This is a genomic window from Allobosea sp. LjRoot237, assembly GCF_964253285.1.
In the GTDB taxonomy this organism is placed as follows: domain Bacteria; phylum Pseudomonadota; class Alphaproteobacteria; order Rhizobiales; family Beijerinckiaceae; genus Allobosea.
Window position 1 is genome coordinate 5,282,507 of the sequence record NZ_CAXUQP020000001.1, and the last position, 17,054, is coordinate 5,299,560.

Annotated in this window: 15 protein-coding genes and 1 pseudogene; 12 read left to right on the top strand and 4 right to left on the bottom strand. The window is 65.7% G+C overall.

Annotation, left to right across the window (positions count from 1 at the left end):
* Positions 1-176: 176 nt before the first annotated feature.
* Positions 177-389, bottom strand: a pseudogene (locus ACSQ24_RS25650) (SpoVR family protein); the annotation flags it as partial.
* Between the two features lie 124 nt (positions 390-513).
* Here ACSQ24_RS25650 and ACSQ24_RS25655 point away from each other — a divergent pair.
* The 9 genes from ACSQ24_RS25655 to ACSQ24_RS25695 are packed head-to-tail and all read left to right on the top strand — an operon-like array spanning position 514 to position 9,801.
* Positions 514-1,302, top strand: coding sequence for a GntR family transcriptional regulator (locus ACSQ24_RS25655; protein WP_436097422.1), 789 nt, complete (start codon positions 514-516; stop codon positions 1,300-1,302).
* Positions 1,299-2,810: an ABC transporter substrate-binding protein gene (locus ACSQ24_RS25660; RefSeq protein ID WP_436097423.1), complete on the top strand. Its 1,512-nt coding sequence runs from the start codon at positions 1,299-1,301 to the stop codon at positions 2,808-2,810. The genes ACSQ24_RS25655 and ACSQ24_RS25660 overlap by 4 nt, the downstream gene beginning before the upstream one ends.
* A 7-nt stretch (positions 2,811-2,817) precedes the next feature.
* Positions 2,818-3,744 carry an ABC transporter permease gene (locus tag ACSQ24_RS25665; protein ID WP_436097424.1) on the top strand — a complete coding sequence of 309 codons (927 nt, stop codon included), beginning with the start codon at positions 2,818-2,820 and terminating at the stop codon, positions 3,742-3,744.
* The gene (locus ACSQ24_RS25670; protein ID WP_436097425.1) at positions 3,741-4,598 is read left to right on the top strand and encodes an ABC transporter permease; all 858 of its coding nucleotides are present in this window, start codon (positions 3,741-3,743) and stop codon (positions 4,596-4,598) included. Before ACSQ24_RS25665 ends, ACSQ24_RS25670 begins: the two co-directional genes overlap by 4 nt.
* 11 nt (positions 4,599-4,609) lie before the next feature.
* Positions 4,610-5,395 carry an SDR family NAD(P)-dependent oxidoreductase gene (locus tag ACSQ24_RS25675; RefSeq protein WP_436097426.1) on the top strand — a complete coding sequence of 262 codons (786 nt, stop codon included), beginning with the start codon at positions 4,610-4,612 and terminating at the stop codon, positions 5,393-5,395.
* Positions 5,396-5,409: 14 nt separating this feature from the next.
* Positions 5,410-6,306, top strand: a complete 897-nt coding sequence (locus ACSQ24_RS25680) for a polysaccharide deacetylase family protein (RefSeq protein ID WP_436097427.1) — start codon at positions 5,410-5,412, stop codon at positions 6,304-6,306.
* 29 nt (positions 6,307-6,335) lie between these two features.
* Complete coding sequence (locus ACSQ24_RS25685; RefSeq protein ID WP_436097428.1) at positions 6,336-7,850, top strand: gamma-glutamyltransferase; 1,515 nt, start codon at positions 6,336-6,338, stop codon at positions 7,848-7,850.
* A complete protein-coding gene (locus ACSQ24_RS25690) occupies positions 7,847-8,827 on the top strand; it encodes an ABC transporter ATP-binding protein (RefSeq protein ID WP_436097429.1) in 981 nt (326 codons plus the stop codon). Before ACSQ24_RS25685 ends, ACSQ24_RS25690 begins: the two co-directional genes overlap by 4 nt.
* Entirely contained in the window at positions 8,824-9,801 is a 978-nt protein-coding gene (locus ACSQ24_RS25695) for an ABC transporter ATP-binding protein (protein ID WP_436097430.1), read from the top strand. The genes ACSQ24_RS25690 and ACSQ24_RS25695 overlap by 4 nt, the downstream gene beginning before the upstream one ends.
* 242 nt (positions 9,802-10,043) lie before the next feature.
* Here ACSQ24_RS25695 and ACSQ24_RS25700 read toward each other — a convergent pair whose 3' ends face one another.
* The 3 genes from ACSQ24_RS25700 to ACSQ24_RS25710 are packed head-to-tail and all read right to left on the bottom strand — an operon-like array spanning position 10,044 to position 13,800.
* On the bottom strand, positions 10,044-11,552 hold the full coding sequence (locus ACSQ24_RS25700; RefSeq protein ID WP_436097431.1) for an Atu2307/SP_0267 family LLM class monooxygenase: 1,509 nt from the start codon (positions 11,550-11,552) through the stop codon (positions 10,044-10,046).
* A gap of 52 nt (positions 11,553-11,604) precedes the next feature.
* Positions 11,605-13,137, bottom strand: coding sequence for an alginate export family protein (locus tag ACSQ24_RS25705; protein WP_436097432.1), 1,533 nt, complete (start codon positions 13,135-13,137; stop codon positions 11,605-11,607).
* 9 nt (positions 13,138-13,146) lie between these two features.
* Entirely contained in the window at positions 13,147-13,800 is a 654-nt protein-coding gene (locus tag ACSQ24_RS25710; protein ID WP_436097433.1) for a hydrolase, read from the bottom strand.
* Between the two features lie 151 nt (positions 13,801-13,951).
* Here ACSQ24_RS25710 and ACSQ24_RS25715 point away from each other — a divergent pair, with 151 nt between their 5' ends.
* The 3 genes from ACSQ24_RS25715 (at position 13,952) to ACSQ24_RS25725 (ending at position 16,838) form a co-directional block, all read left to right on the top strand.
* The gene (locus ACSQ24_RS25715) at positions 13,952-14,845 is read left to right on the top strand and encodes a LysR family transcriptional regulator (RefSeq protein WP_436097434.1); all 894 of its coding nucleotides are present in this window, start codon (positions 13,952-13,954) and stop codon (positions 14,843-14,845) included.
* A 143-nt stretch (positions 14,846-14,988) separates the two neighbouring features.
* Positions 14,989-15,924, top strand: coding sequence for a pirin family protein (locus tag ACSQ24_RS25720; RefSeq protein WP_436097435.1), 936 nt, complete (start codon positions 14,989-14,991; stop codon positions 15,922-15,924).
* 146 nt (positions 15,925-16,070) lie between these two features.
* On the top strand, positions 16,071-16,838 hold the full coding sequence (locus ACSQ24_RS25725) for an alpha/beta fold hydrolase (protein WP_436097970.1): 768 nt from the start codon (positions 16,071-16,073) through the stop codon (positions 16,836-16,838).
* Positions 16,839-17,054 lie beyond the last annotated feature (216 nt).

A 17,054-nucleotide genomic window follows, 5' to 3' on the forward strand; every position in this document is an offset into this window, starting at 1 on the left:
AGCCACCGAAATGCAAACCTATCAGACATCCGAGGTGGGTCGAGCTTGGACTTGCCGCTGTCGATGGGGACGTCAGCTTTTGGGCGCTGAGCGAGAGTCCGCCCATGGCGCAAAGAGGGCCGCGCGCCGCTTTCTGAAGCGCATGATGACTTCTGAAAGCGGCACATAAGCTGTAGCTATCCAGTAAGCTGACGGCTGGACCGTTCGAAGATTGTGGCCCCCGTCTGCGTGTCGACGCCTTGCAGGCTGACCTCATAGCCCCATAGCTCATGGGCATGCCGCAGCGTCGCATCGCAGCTGGCGCTTTCCAGAACAATTCCGTCATTGACCTTGTGCTGCAGGCGTAAGCGCCGCTGGCCGAGCAGGTCGACATCCACGACCTGGACATCCGAATGGCTCTGTTCCTCAATCGCATGCGCTGGTCGGACTGACCGACTTTTAAAGCTCGTCGGCTGCGCTTGAAGCCTCACAATGCTCTTGTGAAATCTCACAGGGTGTTCCAGGCTTCGTCTCATGCTCGACACGTCTTCTCCCTTCGCTCCCGCGACGACCGCCCCGATCGCCGAAGCCCAGCTTGATGTCGCGACGCGGCGGCTGCGCAAGGCGATCGTCACCTGCGAGCTTACACCAGGCGAGTTTATCCATGAAGCGGCGCTCGCTGAGCGCTTCGGGCTTGGCCGAGCCAGCGTCCGCGTCGCACTCACCGAGCTTGCTGCAGCCCGCTTCGTCAGCCGGCATGCACGCCAGGGCTGGCGGATCGCGCCCATCGACGGCGCGCTGATCGCAGCCGTGCTGGACGGGCGTCGCCGGCTGGAGGCCTCATTGGCGACGCAAGTGCTGACTGAGCCCGTAAGCTCGGGCGCGGTGACACTGCTCGGCATGGTGCAGTCTGTATCTGGGCGGACCGAGCCAGCAGCGCTTGCGACCGCCCGCGCGGCCGAGCGTCAGCTGCGCGATCTGCTCGCGACTGGGGCAGGCGTCTTCGCCCGCAACTGGCTCGGCGAAATCTGGGACCATGCCGACCGCATCGTGCGGATGCTCGATCTCAACAGCCACTCCATCCTGCCGGCGGATCTCGGCGAACTCGTCACCGCGCTCATTGCCGGCGATGCGGAGGCGGCCACGCGGGCGATCGCGCGGGACAACCAACGCTTTGCCGACGCACTCGCCCATGGCTTCCTGGCGATTTCGGCGCAGCCGTCGCGTCCGCCGGCCCGCTCGGCACGCCGGCGCAGCGCCTCCCGTACTGCAGCCACCGCGGCCAATCAGCCGATCCCTCTGACGAAGGAACAGCAGTCATGACCATTGCCTGGCGGATCTGCCCTCTCGCGGCTGCATGTGCTGCGGTGCTTGCTCTCAGCGCTGCCTCGCCGGCGCACGCCTCGAAGGAGCGCTTCGTGGTCGATCTCGTCAACGAGCCGTCCTCGCTCGATCCGCAGCTCCAGTGGAACCCCGACAGCTACTACGTCTACCGCAATATCTTCGACAATCTCGTCACCCGCGACGACAAGGGCGAGATCGTTCCGCAGGTCGCGATCTCATGGAAATACCTGTCCGACACCGAGATTGAGTTCGAGCTTCGTCCCGACATCATTTTCCATGACGGCTCGAAACTGACGGCTGACGACGTCGTCTTCAGCGTCAAGCGTATCACCGATCCAAAATTCGGCAGCCCGCAGCTCGGCCAGTTCGACAAGATCACCAATGCGACGGCGCTCTCGCCGACCAAGGTCAAGCTGACCACCGACGGCGCCTATCCGGCCTTGCTGGCACAACTCGTCAAGCTCTCGATCGTGCCCAAGGCGATCGTCGAGGCCGTCGGCAAGGATGCCTTCAATCTGAAGCCGGTCGGCAGCGGGCCCTATAAGTTCGAGAGCTGGCAGCGCGGCGTTGCAGTGGCGCTGGTACGCAACGATGTTTATTGGGGCACCAAGGCTCCGTTCCCGACCGTGATCTTCCGCGCCGTGCCCGATGGCGCGACCCGGCTCGCCAATCTCCAGGCCGGGACAAGCGATCTCGGCGTGACGCTCGACGCCGACCAGGCTGGTCAGCTCAAATCTGCGGCCAGGGCGCAAGCCCTGATCGGCCTAACCGAACGCGTCGCCTATCTCAGGCTCAATACCACCAAGCCACCTTTCGACAACGTCAAGCTGCGCCTGGCCGCCGCTTATGCGATTGACAAGGACGGGCTGGTCGACGGCCTGCTCGGCGGCTTCGACAAGCCTGTGTCGCAACTGGGCACGTCGGCCAGCTTCGGCTGGATCGAGGGCTTGAAAGGTCCGACCTACGACCTGCCCAAGGCCAAGGCGCTCGTCGCGGAAGCGGGTCCGGCGGCCAAGGCCGAGATCGAGCTTGCAACCGCGCCGGTCTTCGACCAGCGCATCGTCCAGGCGATCCAGCAGCAGCTCGGCGATGCCGGCTTCAGCGTCAAGATCGCGATGTCGGATATGGCGAGCTATCTCAAGCGCTCGCAAGCCGGCCCGGAGGCTACCTCGACGCTGAGCTTCGGGCGCTGGTCCTGCGCCTGCCAGGATGCCGACGGCACGCTCTTCCCGCTGATCCACAAGAGCAGCGGCTGGTCGGCCTATCGCAACCCGAAGGCCGATGCGCTGCTCGAGGAAGCCCGCCAGACCCTGGACAAGGACAAGCGGCTGGCGGCCTACAGGCAGGTCCAGGAGATCATCGCGGCGGAAGCGCCGCTTGTGCCGCTCTATCAGGCGGCCGTCATCTATGGGGCCACCAAGAGCCTGAAATGGCAACCGACCCCGAATGAGAGCCTGTTCCTGAACCGCATGAGCTGGAGCGACTGACGGCCCCGTGCCCAGCTTCCTCCTCCAGCGCGCCGGACAGGCGCTCGTCACGATCCTTGGTGTGGCGACGCTGATCTTCTTCGTCCAGCGACTGACGGGGGATCCGACCTATCTCCTGGTGCCGGAGACCGCGACCAGGGCCGACATCGACGCCTTGCGCCATGCGCTCGGCTTCGATCGGCCGCTCTTCATCCAGTATTTCGACTTCCTTGCCGATCTCGCCCGCTTCGATCTCGGGCAATCGGTCGTGCAGCGCGTGCCGGTGACGACGATCATCGCCTCGCGCCTGCCCTATACGCTGATGCTGGCGGCAGGCGCGCTGACCGTCGCCTGCGGCATCGGCGTGCCGATCGGCATCCTGCTCGCGGTGTTTCGCGACAATGCTATCGCGAAGGTCGCGGCGGGTTTTGTGCTCGCCGCCCAGAGCATGCCGACCTTCTGGAGCGGCATCCTGATGATCATGGTGTTCTCGGTGCTGCTCGGCTGGCTGCCGCCCTCGTCGACCGGTGACATCTGGAATCTCGTGATGCCGTCCTTCGCGCTCGGCCTGCTCAGCATGGCGACCTTCGCCCGCATCACCCGCTCGGCGCTGCTCGACGAATTGTCGAAGGACTATGCCCGCACCGCCCGCTCGCGCGGGGTGCGGATGCCGCGCCTGCTGCTGCGCCATATCGCGCGCAACGCCTCGATCCCGCTCATCACCGTCGCGGCGCTGGAGATTTCGAACCTGCTCGCCGGCGCGGTCATCGTCGAGACCGTGTTCGCCTGGCCCGGGATCGGTCAGGTCACCGTGCAGGCGATCCTGGCGCGCGATTTCATGATCGTTCAGGGCGTCGTCCTGATGGGCGCCTTCGTCACGGTGGCGCTGAATCTGCTCTCGGACGTGCTCTACAGCGTCGTCGATCCCCGCATCGTCCTGGATGGCGCCCGATGAGCGCGGTCGCGTCCCCGCGTCCGCACCCACGCCAAGGACTCGGCCTGCGCCGCTGGTGGCCGCTGGCGATCGTCGGGCTGGTGGTGCTTGCCGCGATTTTCGCGCCGTGGCTGGCGCCCTACGACCCCAATACGCAAAACCTGATCGGCCGGTTGAAGCCGCCGGGCACGGTCTCGCGGGCTTTCCATTACTGGCTCGGCAGCGACGAACTCGGCCGTGACGTGCTCAGCCGCATCATCTACGGCTCGCGCGTCTCACTTGTGGTCGCCTTCGCCTCGGTGATCATCTCGGGTACCGTCGGCACGACGCTGGGCATGATCGCGGCCTATCGGCGCGGCTGGACCGAAACCGTGGTGATGCGCGTCGTCGACGTCTTCCTCTCGATCCCGGCCGTGCTGCTGGCGATCATCACGGTTGCGGTGCTCGGGCCGAGCCTGGTCAACGTCATCCTGGTGCTCGCGCTGACGCGCTGGCCGCGCTACGCCCGCATCGCCTACAGCCAGACGCTTTCGGTCGCGACGATGCCCTATGTCCGGCTCGCCGCCCTGATGGGCGCCGGTGCGACGCGGGTTCTGTTCCGCCACGTCCTGCCCAACATCATCGGCGCCGTCAGCGTCGTCGCGACGCTCGAATTCGGCCTGATGGTGCTGTTCGAGGCGGGCCTGTCCTTCCTGGGCCTGGGTGTGCAGCCGCCGACCGCGAGCTGGGGCTCGATGCTCTCCACCGGCCGCAACTATGTCGCCACCGCCTGGTGGGTCGCTACGCTGCCGGGACTCTGGCTCTTCGTGCTCGTACTCGCCGTCAACCTGACGGGCGACGCCGTGCGCGACCGCCTCGATCCCCGTTTCCGCTGAGGACCATGACCATGTTCGACGACATCAAGGGCAAGCGCGCGCTCGTCACCGGCGCCTGCGGCGTGATCGGGCGCTGGATCGCGGAAACACTGCACGCGTCCGGCGCGACGCTGGCGCTGACCGATGCGAAGGGCGAAGAGCTCGAGGCTTTCGCCAAGACGCTCGGCCTGGGCGGCGACAGCTTTACCAAGGCGGCCGATCTGACCGACGAGGCCTCGATCAAGGCACTGGCGGTCGAGATCGGTACGCGCTGGGGCGCGGTCGATATCCTCGTGAACAATGCCGGGATCTATCCCAGTGCCTTCCTGCTCGACACGCCGACCGAGGAGTTCGATCGCATCTTCTCGATCAATCTGCGCGCGCCCTTCATTCTGAGCCGCGAGCTCGCGACGCAGATGGTGCGCAAGGGCGTCAAAGGTTCGATCATCAATATTTCGTCGGGCGCCTCGCGCAAGATGAGACGGACGGCTACCGTCTATTCCACCTCCAAGACGGCACTGGACCGGCTGACAAAAGGTTTTGCCGTCGAACTCGCCGAATACGGCATCCGCTCGAACGCGCTCGAGCCCGGCTTTGCCGCCGGCAGCACGGTCAGCGATCTCTCCGAGGCGCATATCCGCAATACCATCGCGCAGATCCCGCTCGGCCGTCCGTCCTCGCGTGAAGATGTCGGCAACGCCCTGCTTTATCTCGCCAGCGACGCGTCTTCTTACGTCACCGGCGCCACCCTGACGGTGGATGGCGGCGGCTCGGCCGGCACGCTGGCGGTCCATCAGGACAAGAAGAGCGCGCTGTGATGGAGCGGGCCACCTTGTCCCCGGCAACCTTCCCCGGCTCCGCCTATGAATGGCCGCAGGGCAAGAGCAGCGCCTTCTGCTTCAGCGTCGATGTCGACGCCGAGAGCCCCTATCAATGGAGCCTGCCGACCGACGCTCCACAAACGCTCGGCCAGATCGAGCAGCGCCTGTTCGGTCCGCGCATCGGCATCTGGCGCATCCTCGACCTGCTCGATCGCTACGGCATCAAGGCCACGCTGTTTGTGCCGGGGCTGGTCGCCAAGAACCATCCCGAACTGCTGCCGGCCTTCGTCGCGCGGGGCCATGAGGTCGGCCTGCACGGCTACTTCCACGAGCTCGCCACCGAAGCCGGCCCCGAGGAATTTGCCCGCGCGCTCGATGAATCGCTCGCCCTGTTCAAGAGCCAGGCCGGCATCGTCCCGATCGGCTTCCGTTCGCCGGCCTGGGAAATGACGCCCTTCATGCTGGCCGAGGTCAAGCGCCGCGGCCTCTACGACTCCTCACTGATGGGCTTCGACCACCCTTACACGATCGATGGCGTCACGCAGGTGCCGGTGCTCTGGGCGGTCGACGATGCCATCTATTTCCGCTTCACCGGCAGCCCGACCGACAAGGCGCCGCCCTCAGCCCAAGGCGGCATTCTCGAGGCTTGGCTCGACGAATGGCATGTGCTCCACCGCGAGGGGCGCATGATGATGCTGACGATCCATGACTGGATCTCGGGCCGCGCCGGCCGCGTCCGCATGCTGGAAAAGCTGCTCGACGTCGTCACCGCCTCGCCGGGGACCTGGATCGCGACCGTCGGCGAACTCGCAGCGCACCACGCGTCGAGCGCCAATGCGGAGCGCTTCAACGTGCCGATGCGCCTAGCCGAAGCAAGCGCGCGTCATCGCTTCAAGGCGCCGCGCTGATGCAAACTTTTACCATCCAGAGGCCCGCCGTGAATTCGGCTCACGGCCTCGTCGCGGCCCAGAACCGTCATGCGGCGCAAGCGGGGGCGGATGTGCTGTCGCGCGGCGGCAATGCGATGGACGCAGCCGTCGTCGCCACGCTCGTGCTCAGCACGGTCGAGCCCTGGCTGTCGGGCGTCGGGGGCGGCGGCTTCCTGGTCCATGCCGATGGCGCTACCGGCGCGACCGAGACCCTCGACTTCAATGTGCGCGCCGCAATCGGGCTCGACCCGGCGGATTATCCACTTACCGGCGCGCAGGCCGGAAACTGGTTCAGCTGGCCTTCGGTCGTCGGGGATCGCAATGTCTCCGGCTACGGCGCGATCTGCGTGCCCGGTGCGATCGCAGGCCTTGCCGCCGCGCTGGAGCGCCATGGCTCGATCTCCTGGGAAGAGGCGCTGCAGCCTGCGATCGAGCATGCCGAGCGCGGCCTGGAGATCGACTGGTTCGCCGCACTCTGCATCGCGATCGAAGCGCCGGGTCTGGCGCGGGATTCTACGCTTTCGGCAATCCTGCTCGACGATGGTCACGGCCCTAAGGCGGGCGCCGATACGCAGCGCTTCAAGCCCATGACTCTCAAGGCCAAGCTGCTACGGCGGCTGGCCAAAGCGGGCGCGCGCGACTTCTACGAGGGCGAGGGCGCAAGGCTGATCGCCGCCGACCTCGAGGCTGGCGGCTCGCCGCTGCGCGCCAGTGATCTTGCGGCCTATGAGGTGGTCTGGGCACCGGCCCTGACAGGGCGCTATCGCTATTACGACATCGCCGCCGTGCCGGGATTGAGTGGCGGCCCGACCTTCTTCGACGCGGTGCAGCGCCTCGCGGATGGGCCGCTGTCGCGCGAGACCTCGCCGGCCCAGACCGCCCTGCTTTACGCCACCGCCATCCGCGAGGCCTATGAAAAGCGGCTGACCACGCTCGGCCACGCCGCGACGCCCCAGGCCGGCTGCACCTCGCATGTCAGCGTGGTCGACCGCTCCGGCACCATGGTCTCGCTGACCAATACGCTGCTCTCGCGCTTCGGCGCCAAGGTCGCGCTGCCGCAAGCCGGCATCATCATGAACAACGGCATGATGTGGTTCGATCCGCGCCCCGGTCAGCCCAACAGCATTGCAGCGGGCCAGAAGCCACTCGCCAATATGTGCCCGCTGGTGTTGAGCCAGGGCGGCCGCCCGGTGCTCTCCATCGGGGCTGCGGGCGGGCGCACGATCTTCCCGACGATCCTGCAATTGATCTCGGGGCTGGCCGATTTCGGCTTGTCGCTGGAGGAGGTCTTTCACCGCCCGCGCATCGACGCCTCGACGCCGCGCATCAAGATCGATGCACGTGCCGAGGCCGATGTCGCAGCCACCGTCGCCAGCGCCTTTCCGGTCGAGATCGTCGAGGACACGCTCTATCCCGTCAACTTCTCGATCCCCTCCGCCGTGATGGCGGCCGACGGCGGGGGCTTCGCCGGCATGGCCCATCCGACCAGCCCCTGGGCGGCCGTGGTGGCGGCTACGGCATGAGCATCACAGATGTCCCCGTCCTGGCGATCGACGACCTTGTCATCGATATCGGCGGAAACCGCATCGTCAATCATGTCTCGCTGAGCCTCGGTTCGGGCCGAATCCTCGCCATCGTCGGTGAATCCGGCTGCGGCAAGAGCCTAACCGCGCTGTCGGTGCTTGGCCTGTTGCCGAAGGCGGCGCGTATCACTGGGGGCGAGATCCGCCTCAACGGCCGCGATCTCCTCCCCCTTGGTGAAGCCGCGCTGTCTGATGTCAGGGGCAACGAGGCCACGATCATCTTCCAGGAGCCGGTCGCCTCGCTCAACCCGCTGATGCGCGTCGGCGAGCAGGTCGAGGAGGCGCTGCGCCTGCATCGCGGGCTTTCGGCTAGCGCTGCACGGGATGAGGCGATCGCGATGATGACGCGCGTCGGCATTCCCGATGCGAGCCGGCGCGCCCGCCAGTATCCGTTCGAATTGTCGGGCGGCATGTGCCAGCGCATCATGATCGCGGCAGCCCTGATCTGCCGGCCGACCCTGCTGATCGCCGATGAGCCGACGACGGCGCTCGACGTGACGATTCAGGCCCAGATCCTCGAACTGATGCGAGACCTGCGCGGCGATGTCGGCAGCGCGATCGTGCTGATCACCCATGACATGGGCGTGGTCGCCGATCTCGCCGACGATGTCTGCGTGATGTATGGCGGCCGGATCGTCGAGAGCGGCCCGGTCGAACCGATCTTCGCCGCGCCGCGACACCCCTATACCAAGCTGCTGCTGGCGACGATCCCGACGCTGCAAGGACAGCGCAAGATGACGCTGCGCACCATCGAGGGCATGGTCCCGAGCTCCGAATCCTGGCCCGATGGCTGCCGCTTCCGCACCCGCTGCCCGCTTGCCGATGCGGCTTGCGTCGCGACGCCTCCCTTGGCGGATGTCGGGCCGGGCCATGCCGCCGCCTGCTGGCATTCGGCTGAAGTCGAGGCGCGGGCATGACCGCGACCGCGCAACCGCTCCTGCAGGTCCGCGACCTCAAAGTCCATTTCAAGCTGCGCCGGGGCGTCGGCACGCCCGGCGGCGTGGTCAAGGCGGTGGATGGCATCTCCTTCGACGTCGCGGCCGGACGCACGGTCGCGCTCGTCGGAGAATCCGGCTGCGGCAAGTCGACGACGGCTTATGCGGTGATCGGGTTGGAACAGCCGACGGACGGCAAGGTGCTGTTCGATGGCCGCGACATCACCCATCTGCGCGGCAGCGAGCGCGCGAGCCTCGCCCGCGACATCCAGATCGTCTTCCAGGACCCGAGCGCCGCGCTCAATCCCAAGATGAGCATCGCTGACAGCATTGCAGAGCCGCTCGCCATCGCGGGCTGGACGCGCAACGACCGGCGCAAGCGCATCGCCGAGCTGCTCGACCGCGTCGGCCTGCCGACGGCCTTTGCCGAGCGCCTGCCGAGCGCGCTCTCGGGCGGGCAGCGTCAGCGCGTCGTGATCGCGCGCGCGCTCGCCTTGTCGCCGCGCCTGCTGATCCTCGACGAACCGGTCTCGGCGCTCGACGTTTCGATCCGCTCGCAGGTGCTGAACCTGCTGCTGGAGCTGCAGCGCGACCTCGATCTGGCCTATCTCTTTATCTCGCACGACCTTTCGGTGGTGCGCCACTTGGCCGACGAGGCCATGGTGCTCTATCTCGGCACGGTAATGGAGCGCGGACCGATCGACCTGATGTTTGAGGCGCCGCAGCACCCCTATACCAAGGCGCTGCTCTCCGCGATCCCGCTGCCGGACCCGGTGCTGCAGCGCAAGCGCGAAAAGATCATCCTGACCGGAGATCTGCCGAGCCCGCTCTCGCCGCCGCCTGGCTGTCCCTTCGTCAGCCGCTGCCCGATCCGCGTCGAGATCTGCCCGACGGCGCGACCTGAGCTGCGCCTGACAGTCTCGGGGACCGAGGCAGCTTGCTTCCTGACACGGTAGCGCGACGGATAGGTTCTGCGCCCGCCGCGTCAGGTCAGGCCGGCTATCGGCATGAGATTCGCAGCTTCTTCACCTGGAAAGGATGGGCGTTCGCCGGTGAAGCGCACGAGCGGCCACGGCCACATTTCGATGGCATCGCAAGACGGCCTCAAGCAGAAAAAAACCAAGCATAACGCCAAAAAATGCGCAGGAAGCGCATTCCCGCTTTCGGGCAGGATCTCAATGTCCGGAAATGGCGCGTTTCACCCGGACAGCCGACGGGCATTTTTGGCCCCTTGCGGACGCTGGGGACGTCCGGTTTCGGGCGGCCTAGCGGGGGAACGGCCATGGGCGGAATCTGGCGCTCCTCGCCCGCGTCCCTTCCAAGGACGCTGGCGGCGAAACTCTTCGTCGAGATCTACTCCGCCAGCGCAGGCACCCCGCCAGCATCGGCGCCGCGTCTCTCCCGCGATAACGGGTCGGGCTTGCCCCGGCGCCCGAACTGACGGGGCGGATGGCAAAGAGTTCAAGCGCATCGCCATGCGAGCCGACAAAACCGACAAGAGCTTCAGCGCCATCGTCCATCTCGCGGCAGCTGTGATAAATTCGCGATGAATCTCAACAGGCCTTAGGCTCACCCCGGCCATCAGGTCGCCTTTCTCGTGGCATGGGTGGCCGCCCGGACGCTCGGCCCGACCTCGCTGCCCCAACAGCTCGATCGAACGCTTCATCGCCGCTGTTTCGAGCGAGGCGGTGCTCATCTGGAAGGTGATGCGCGAGACGCCGCCTAGCACTTCGCTGGCATGGAGCATCTTGGCCGCGACCGTCTTTGGATCGCCGATCAGGAACGCGCCTTCCGGGCTCGCCATGGCGTCGAACTGCTGGCGCGACGGCGGCGGCCAGCCGCGCTCGCGGCCGATCCTTCCCGTCAGATGCGCCCAGCCCGGGAAGAACGCATCCCTGGCCGCCATGTCGGTCTCGCCGACGAAGCCCATCGCGTGGACACCCACCTTGAGTGTTTCGGGGCCATGCCCGGCGCTCAAGCCGGATTCCCGATAGAGATCGACGAGCGGGCGGAAACGCTCGAAGGTGCCACCGATGATGGCCACCATCAGGGGGAGACCGAGAGCGCCGGCACGAGCGAAGGATTGCGGCGTGCCGCCGACGCCGAGCCAGAGCGGCAGCCGGGGCTGATGGGGGCGAGGGTAGACACCCTGGCCCTCCAGCGCGGCACGGAAGCGACCTTTCCAGATCGGGTAGGTCGTCGCGTTGAGCGTCAGGAGTAGGTCAAGCTTCTCCGCGAAGAGCTCGTCATAGTCTCGCGGGTCCATACCGAACAGCGGATAGGCCTCGCCGAACGAGCCGCGGCCGACGACGATCTCGGCACGGCCCCTGGCGATCAGATCGAGGGTCGCGAACTCCTGAAAGACCCGGACCGGATCGGCGGCGCTCAGCACCGTCACGGCGCTCGTCAGCCGGATCTGGCTGGTGCGGGCCGCGGCTGCGGCCAGGATGATCGCCGGCGCGGAATCGAGGAACTCGGCGCGATGATGCTCGCCGATGCCGAAGACATCGAGCCCAACCCGATCGGCGACCTCGACCTCCTCAAGGAGATCGGCCATGCGATCGGTTGCCGAAGGAAGCTTGCCCGTCGCCGGGTCGGGAAGGATTGCGGCGAAACTGTCGATACCGATTTCCATCAAGGGTCCTTGCAAATTCGTGTAGCGGCGCGGGAGAAGAGCGGCGATCCGCGCAACTGCTTCGGCGGCCACGCAGCCTTCGCTTGCTGGAACACGGGGTTGTCAGTGGCCGACGCTCGCATGGTCAGAATCGGTAGTTCGCCATGACGCCGACCAGTTTTATGATCTGCGCCGGGCCCGTCGCTCGGATGAACGTTCCCGGGTCGAAGACTCCGACCGAGGCCGCGAGGTTCAGCTCCGGTGTTGCCTGCCAGGCTACGGCGATCTCGGCCTGCGTTCCGATGAAGCGCGCATCGCTGTCCTTGCCGCTGCGGACGAGGGTGCCTGAGATCGCATAGATGCCGTCGCCGGCGCTCTGTCGCCAATAGGCCGTACCCGACAGAGACAGTTCGACATCCTTGTGCGGGCGGATCGTGATGGAAGGCCGGACATGGATCAGGTTGCGCTGTCCGATCGGCGATTGGGAGGCAAAGTACTTGCCCCGGGGAAAGAGCGGATTAAGCGTTCCGAGCTCGGGATCGTCCGGGTCGTCGTCGCCCGAGATCACGTCCGCGGTGAGCCTGAGGTCGGGCTGCAACGGGACTTGCGAGAACCGGTGACCGATCTCGCCACCGATCCCCCACGCCGCCCTCCGGTGGCCGGCGAACGTCCCACGCTGAATGGCGGCCTCGAGGTTCCAGTACGTCCTGCCTGTGTCTCCGAAGATGCGGGTTCCGATGGTATGGACCAGCTCTCTGCCGGCGCCCTGGTCGTAGACCGCATTCCGGTCCCGCAGCCCGAGATAATAGACGTCGAGGCCGGTCGCCCGACTATCTTCCAGCCATCGCGTCGCATAGACGCCCCAAAGGGACTTCTGGGTCGACATTCGGTCATCGAAATCGTCCAGCCGGTTGTCGACCGGGCGGAAATAAAGAGCCGTCACCTGCCAGGCCTTGGCCGTCAGCGACATGTCGAAGCCGTCGAACGCCAGCGGAATGTTGGGGCCATAGCGCGTGTCGACGAAGCGTCCCGCGCCTAGCGAGACGAGCTTGCGGCCTGCCGACAGCCGCAACAAGGTCTCCTCCGCGACATCCGTCTCCACCTCGATGAAGGCCTGCAACATGTCGGCGCCGGTCGTATCGACAGGCCTCCTGGTGCGGCGAACGCCCGATATCCCGGAGACGATGGGCTGTGCGAACAGGCGCAGCCTACCCGCATGAAAGTCCGCATAAGGCATGAATCGATGCCAGACATAGCCATCGTCCGGCGCCGCTCCCCAGCTCACATTGGCATACCCCTCGTAGCGCGATCGGACTTCGAGGCCTGTCGTGAGATAGCTCGATCCATCCGCGCTCAAGGGGATGTATTTGAACGGCTCCGTCCACCGCCCCGTCCGCCGCGCGGGGTCTGCCAGATAAGACCAGCTCTCCGGATAACGCTCGATCGTCAGGGTCGGCGCGCGCCCGATATCCGTGCCTGTCTGGGCGTCCGCGATAGCAGGCAGCGTTGCCGCCGCGAGAGCGATGGCCCACTTTCTCGGCGACAATTGCTTCAGGCTTCGGCGGAAGCGCCAGCTGGATCGCCGGCGCCTCGCGGAGCCTGGCACGGAAGGGATGACGAGCCGCGGCACCGGACCCGTCGTCTCGCAAAACATCGCGATCGCGCCGCGACTCGCCATCCGACCAGTTCAGCCGGCGGCGCTCGGGACCGGCGTGTTGAGCAGCTGCTGCTCCCACAGGTACGCCATGCCGCTGCCGGCCATGTGATCCTTGAGGAGCTCGACCAATGCAGGCAGGGTCTCGGCCCTCGTGTAGTCGCGCTGCCATTCGCACGCGAGCGCCATCCACGTCATCATGTTGCAGCCCGCCGCGATCATGCGCTGGATCGCCACCTCATGGGCTTCAACCGACACGCCGCCGCAGGCGTCCGTGATGACCGTGACGTCCCAGCCTTCGCCGGCAGCCTGGATCGCCGGCATTGCCACGCAGATCTCTGTGAACAGACCGGCGATGATCAGCTGCTTGCGGCCGGTCTTCTTGACCGCGTCGACGACCTTCCGGTCTTCCCAGGTGTTGATGAGCATCCGGTCGATCACTTCCTGGCCGGGAAAGACGTCGGTGATCTGCGGGAAGATGAGCCCACCCCGGTCAGCCAGCACGCTCGTGAGGATGGTCGGGACGCTAAATGCCTTGGCGGCTTTGGCCAGGCCCGTAGCATTGTTGACCGCCATATGCGGGTCGTGACTGTTCAGGTTGGTGAGCTGATAAGGTTGGTGGTCGATCAGGACGAGAACGGAGTCTTCCGGGCGAAGAAGCGAATTTAGGCCATTTCGAAAGGTCATTTTCTTCCCTCTGCTGGTATCGTCTGAAGGCAAGTGCGGGCGCGCTCGGGGCGCTCCAGCCCATGGCGCGCAGTGTTGTTTTGTCGTTCCATTCGGCATTACGGTAGCCCCAGTAAGCGCTAAACTGCGTCGCACTTTGGGGAACAGCGCCGTGAACATCGAGGATTTGCAAACATTCGTTGAAGTTGCAGATGCCGGAGGCGTATCGGCTGCCGCGCGCCGACTCGGCATCTCGAAATCCATTGTCAGCCGCAGTCTGATCCGGCTGGAAGCGGATGTCGGCGTGCAACTTGTCGCGCGAACCACGCGTGGCGCCGCGCTGACGGAGGCGGGGGTATTGTTCCGTGACTACGCCGCCAGAGCCTGCCTAGAGATCGATATTGCCCGGGAAACAATCGTACCCGACGGCGACCTCCGCGGGCGTCTGCGGATCGCCATGCCGCTCACATTCGGCCCGACGCATTTTACGCCCATGCTCGCGGAGATGTCGCGGCGGCATCCGCAGCTCCACATTCACGCGTCTTACAGCGACCGCTTTGTCGATCTCGTCGCAGAGGGCTTCGATTGCGCGATCCGGGTTGGCACCCTTCGGGATTCCACTCTGGTCGCCAGGCGCGTCGGGCCGATCCATGGCACGCTGGTCGCAAGTCCAGACTACATCAAGATCCATGGTTCACCTGAGACGCCTGAGGACCTCCTTTCCCATCGGGTTCTCATGCAAGGCACCGAAGCCTGGCGGTTCATGGACGGTGATAACATCATCACTCTGCAGCCCAGCGGACACTTCAAGGCCGATAACGGCACAGCGCTCGCCGTCGCCGCTGTGGCGGGACTGGGCATCGCCCAACTTCCCGACTGCATCATCCACGAGCATGTGGCCTCTGGCGCGCTCGTTCCGGTCATGCCTCGCTATCCGCTGCCCCAGGCAGGCGCGTATGTCGTGCGTCCGCCAGGCCAGCATCCCGAACGGAAGATTCGGGTGCTCACCGAGTTGCTGATCGAGTTATTCGAACACGATCCGCGCTTTGGGGGAATGCGTCGCTAGCAGGTGAGCCCTGAGACCCCGCATCGATCCTCCGCGTTCCGCTTTTCGCGACACAGCTAGGCGCGTTTCGCGGCTAGTCGCGGGAGTGGCGGCTCGCTAGGTCGACCGTCCGTAGAGGCGGCTGCCAGGAGATCGCGACGCGCATGAGTTGGAACCCAGCCATCGAACCAGGCTGCCCCGACGAGGTCGGCATGGACGCGATCGAGACCCTGATCGTTCCGCGCGCCCGGGACATCGGCGGCTTCGAGGTACGGCGTGCCTTGCCGGCTCCGAAGCGGCAGATGGTCGGGCCGTTCATCTTCTTCGACCAGGCCGGGCCGGCCGAGCTGCTGACCGGCCAAGGCATCGACGTCCGGCCACACCCGCATATCGGTCTCGGCACCGTAACCTATCTCTTCCGCGGCGATTTTCATCATCGGGACAGCACTGGGGCCGACCAGATCATCCGCCCCGGCGCGTTGAACTGGATGGTCGCCGGGCGCGGCGTGTCCCATTCGGAGCGCTCCTCCGCAGCCAGCCGAAGCGGGCCGAACAGCCTATTTGGCATCCAGACTTGGGTGGCCTTGCCCGAAAGCCATGAGGACATGGCGCCTACCTTCGAGCATCACGGCAAGGAGGCGTTGCCGGTCATCAAGGACCGCGGCGTCTCCGTCAGGCTCATCCTCGGGAACGCTTATGGCAAGCGCGCCCCGGCAACGATGTTCTCGGAGACGTTCTACGCCGATGTCGGGCTCGAAGCGGGCAGCCGGCTGCCCATGCCGGACGATCACGAGGACAGGGGTATCTACATCGTGGAGGGCTCGATCTCGATCGCAGGTCAGGAATACGAGGCTCCCCAGATGATGGTCTTTCGCCCAGGCGACAGGATCACCGTCGCGGCCGGCGCCAGGGGCGCGCGGCTGATGATCCTCGGCGGCGCCACTCTGAGCGGACCGCGCTACATCTGGTGGAACTTCGTGGCTTCCTCGAAGGAGCGCATCGAGGAAGCCAAAGCCGAATGGCGTGCGCAGAACTGGGGCAAGGGACGCTTCGATCTCCCGGTCGACGACCGGGACGAGCACATTCCTCTCCCGGATTGAAGAGCGCTCTCGTCCTGAAAGCGACCTTAACGGGCTATCCCGGCGGATTGCGCGGGCTCGCCGAGACCGAGATCGAACGTTTCAACACCGATATCCTGAACTTTATCCGTGCCCGAGCGCGTCTGCATTCCCTGAAAGGAAAAACCATGTCCAGGATCGCTGCAACGGTTGCTGTCGCGACCGTTCTTCTGTCCGGCGCCGCCGTGGCCCAGCCGGTCAAGCCCACCATCGTCCTCGTCCATGGCGCCTTCGCTGACTCGTCGAGCTGGAACGGGGTCATCGCCAATCTCCAGAAGGACGGATACACGACGGTCGCCGTCGCCAATCCGCTGCGGAGCGTGTCGGGTGATGCGCGCCTGGTGTCCGACGTCGTCGCGAGCATTGCGGGTCCGGTGGTCCTCGTCGGCCATTCCTATGGCGGCCAGGTCATTTCGAACGCGGCAAAGGGCCACGACAACGTCAAGTCGCTGGTCTATGTGGCGGCGTTCGCGCCGGAGGCCGGCGAGGCGGCTGCCGATCTCGCTGGCAAGTTCCCGGGCGGAACGCTCGGCGAGGCGCTCGCGCCGCCGGTCAAGCTCGCCGGCGGCGGCGTCGACCTCTACATTGATCAGGCCAAGTTCCGTGACCAGTTCGCTCACGACGTTCCGGCCGAGGCGGCCGCGCTGATGGCCGCCGGCCAGCGGCCGATCACCGAAGCGGCCCTGACCGAAAAGTCGGGCGAGCCTGCATGGAAGTCGCTGCCGTCCTATTTCGTCTATGGCGACGGGGACAAGAACATACCAGCCAACGCGCTCGCATACATGGCCGAGCGCGCGCGGTCCAAGCGCACGGTCGTGGTCGCCGGCGCGTCGCATGTCGTAATGGTTTCGCAACCGAAGGTTGTCGCGGGTTTAATCGAAGAAGCAGCGCGATAGCCTCGGGACAGGGGCGCGGCGCGCGGACACCCTCGCCGATACGGCCCGTCTGACCATCTCCAGCTACGCTAAGGTCAAGCCGAGTGTCCGGTTTCGGGCAGCGCACCAATGTCCGCTCCTGGCGCGCAACTGCAGATCGATTGCAATTGATGTGAGAACTTGCTGTGCGAGCGGACTAAAAACTGCCCTCGCGGTATCATCGAAGGCAGGAATTCC

What these genes read in the sequence shown, in the direction of transcription:
- ACSQ24_RS25655 (WP_436097422.1), top strand. Translation starts at nt 514, where the DNA reads ATGCTCGACACGTCTTCTCCCTTCGCTCCCGCGACGACCGCCCCGATC.
- ACSQ24_RS25660 (WP_436097423.1), top strand. Translation starts at nt 1,299, where the DNA reads ATGACCATTGCCTGGCGGATCTGCCCTCTCGCGGCTGCATGTGCTGCG.
- ACSQ24_RS25670 (WP_436097425.1), top strand. Translation starts at nt 3,741, where the DNA reads ATGAGCGCGGTCGCGTCCCCGCGTCCGCACCCACGCCAAGGACTCGGC.
- ACSQ24_RS25675 (WP_436097426.1), top strand. Translation starts at nt 4,610, where the DNA reads ATGTTCGACGACATCAAGGGCAAGCGCGCGCTCGTCACCGGCGCCTGC.
- ACSQ24_RS25690 (WP_436097429.1), top strand. Translation starts at nt 7,847, where the DNA reads ATGAGCATCACAGATGTCCCCGTCCTGGCGATCGACGACCTTGTCATC.
- ACSQ24_RS25695 (WP_436097430.1), top strand. Translation starts at nt 8,824, where the DNA reads ATGACCGCGACCGCGCAACCGCTCCTGCAGGTCCGCGACCTCAAAGTC.
- ACSQ24_RS25705 (WP_436097432.1), bottom strand. Translation starts at nt 13,137, where the DNA reads ATGGCGAGTCGCGGCGCGATCGCGATGTTTTGCGAGACGACGGGTCCG.
- ACSQ24_RS25710 (WP_436097433.1), bottom strand. Translation starts at nt 13,800, where the DNA reads ATGACCTTTCGAAATGGCCTAAATTCGCTTCTTCGCCCGGAAGACTCC.
- ACSQ24_RS25720 (WP_436097435.1), top strand. Translation starts at nt 14,989, where the DNA reads ATGAGTTGGAACCCAGCCATCGAACCAGGCTGCCCCGACGAGGTCGGC.
- ACSQ24_RS25725 (WP_436097970.1), top strand. Translation starts at nt 16,071, where the DNA reads ATGTCCAGGATCGCTGCAACGGTTGCTGTCGCGACCGTTCTTCTGTCC.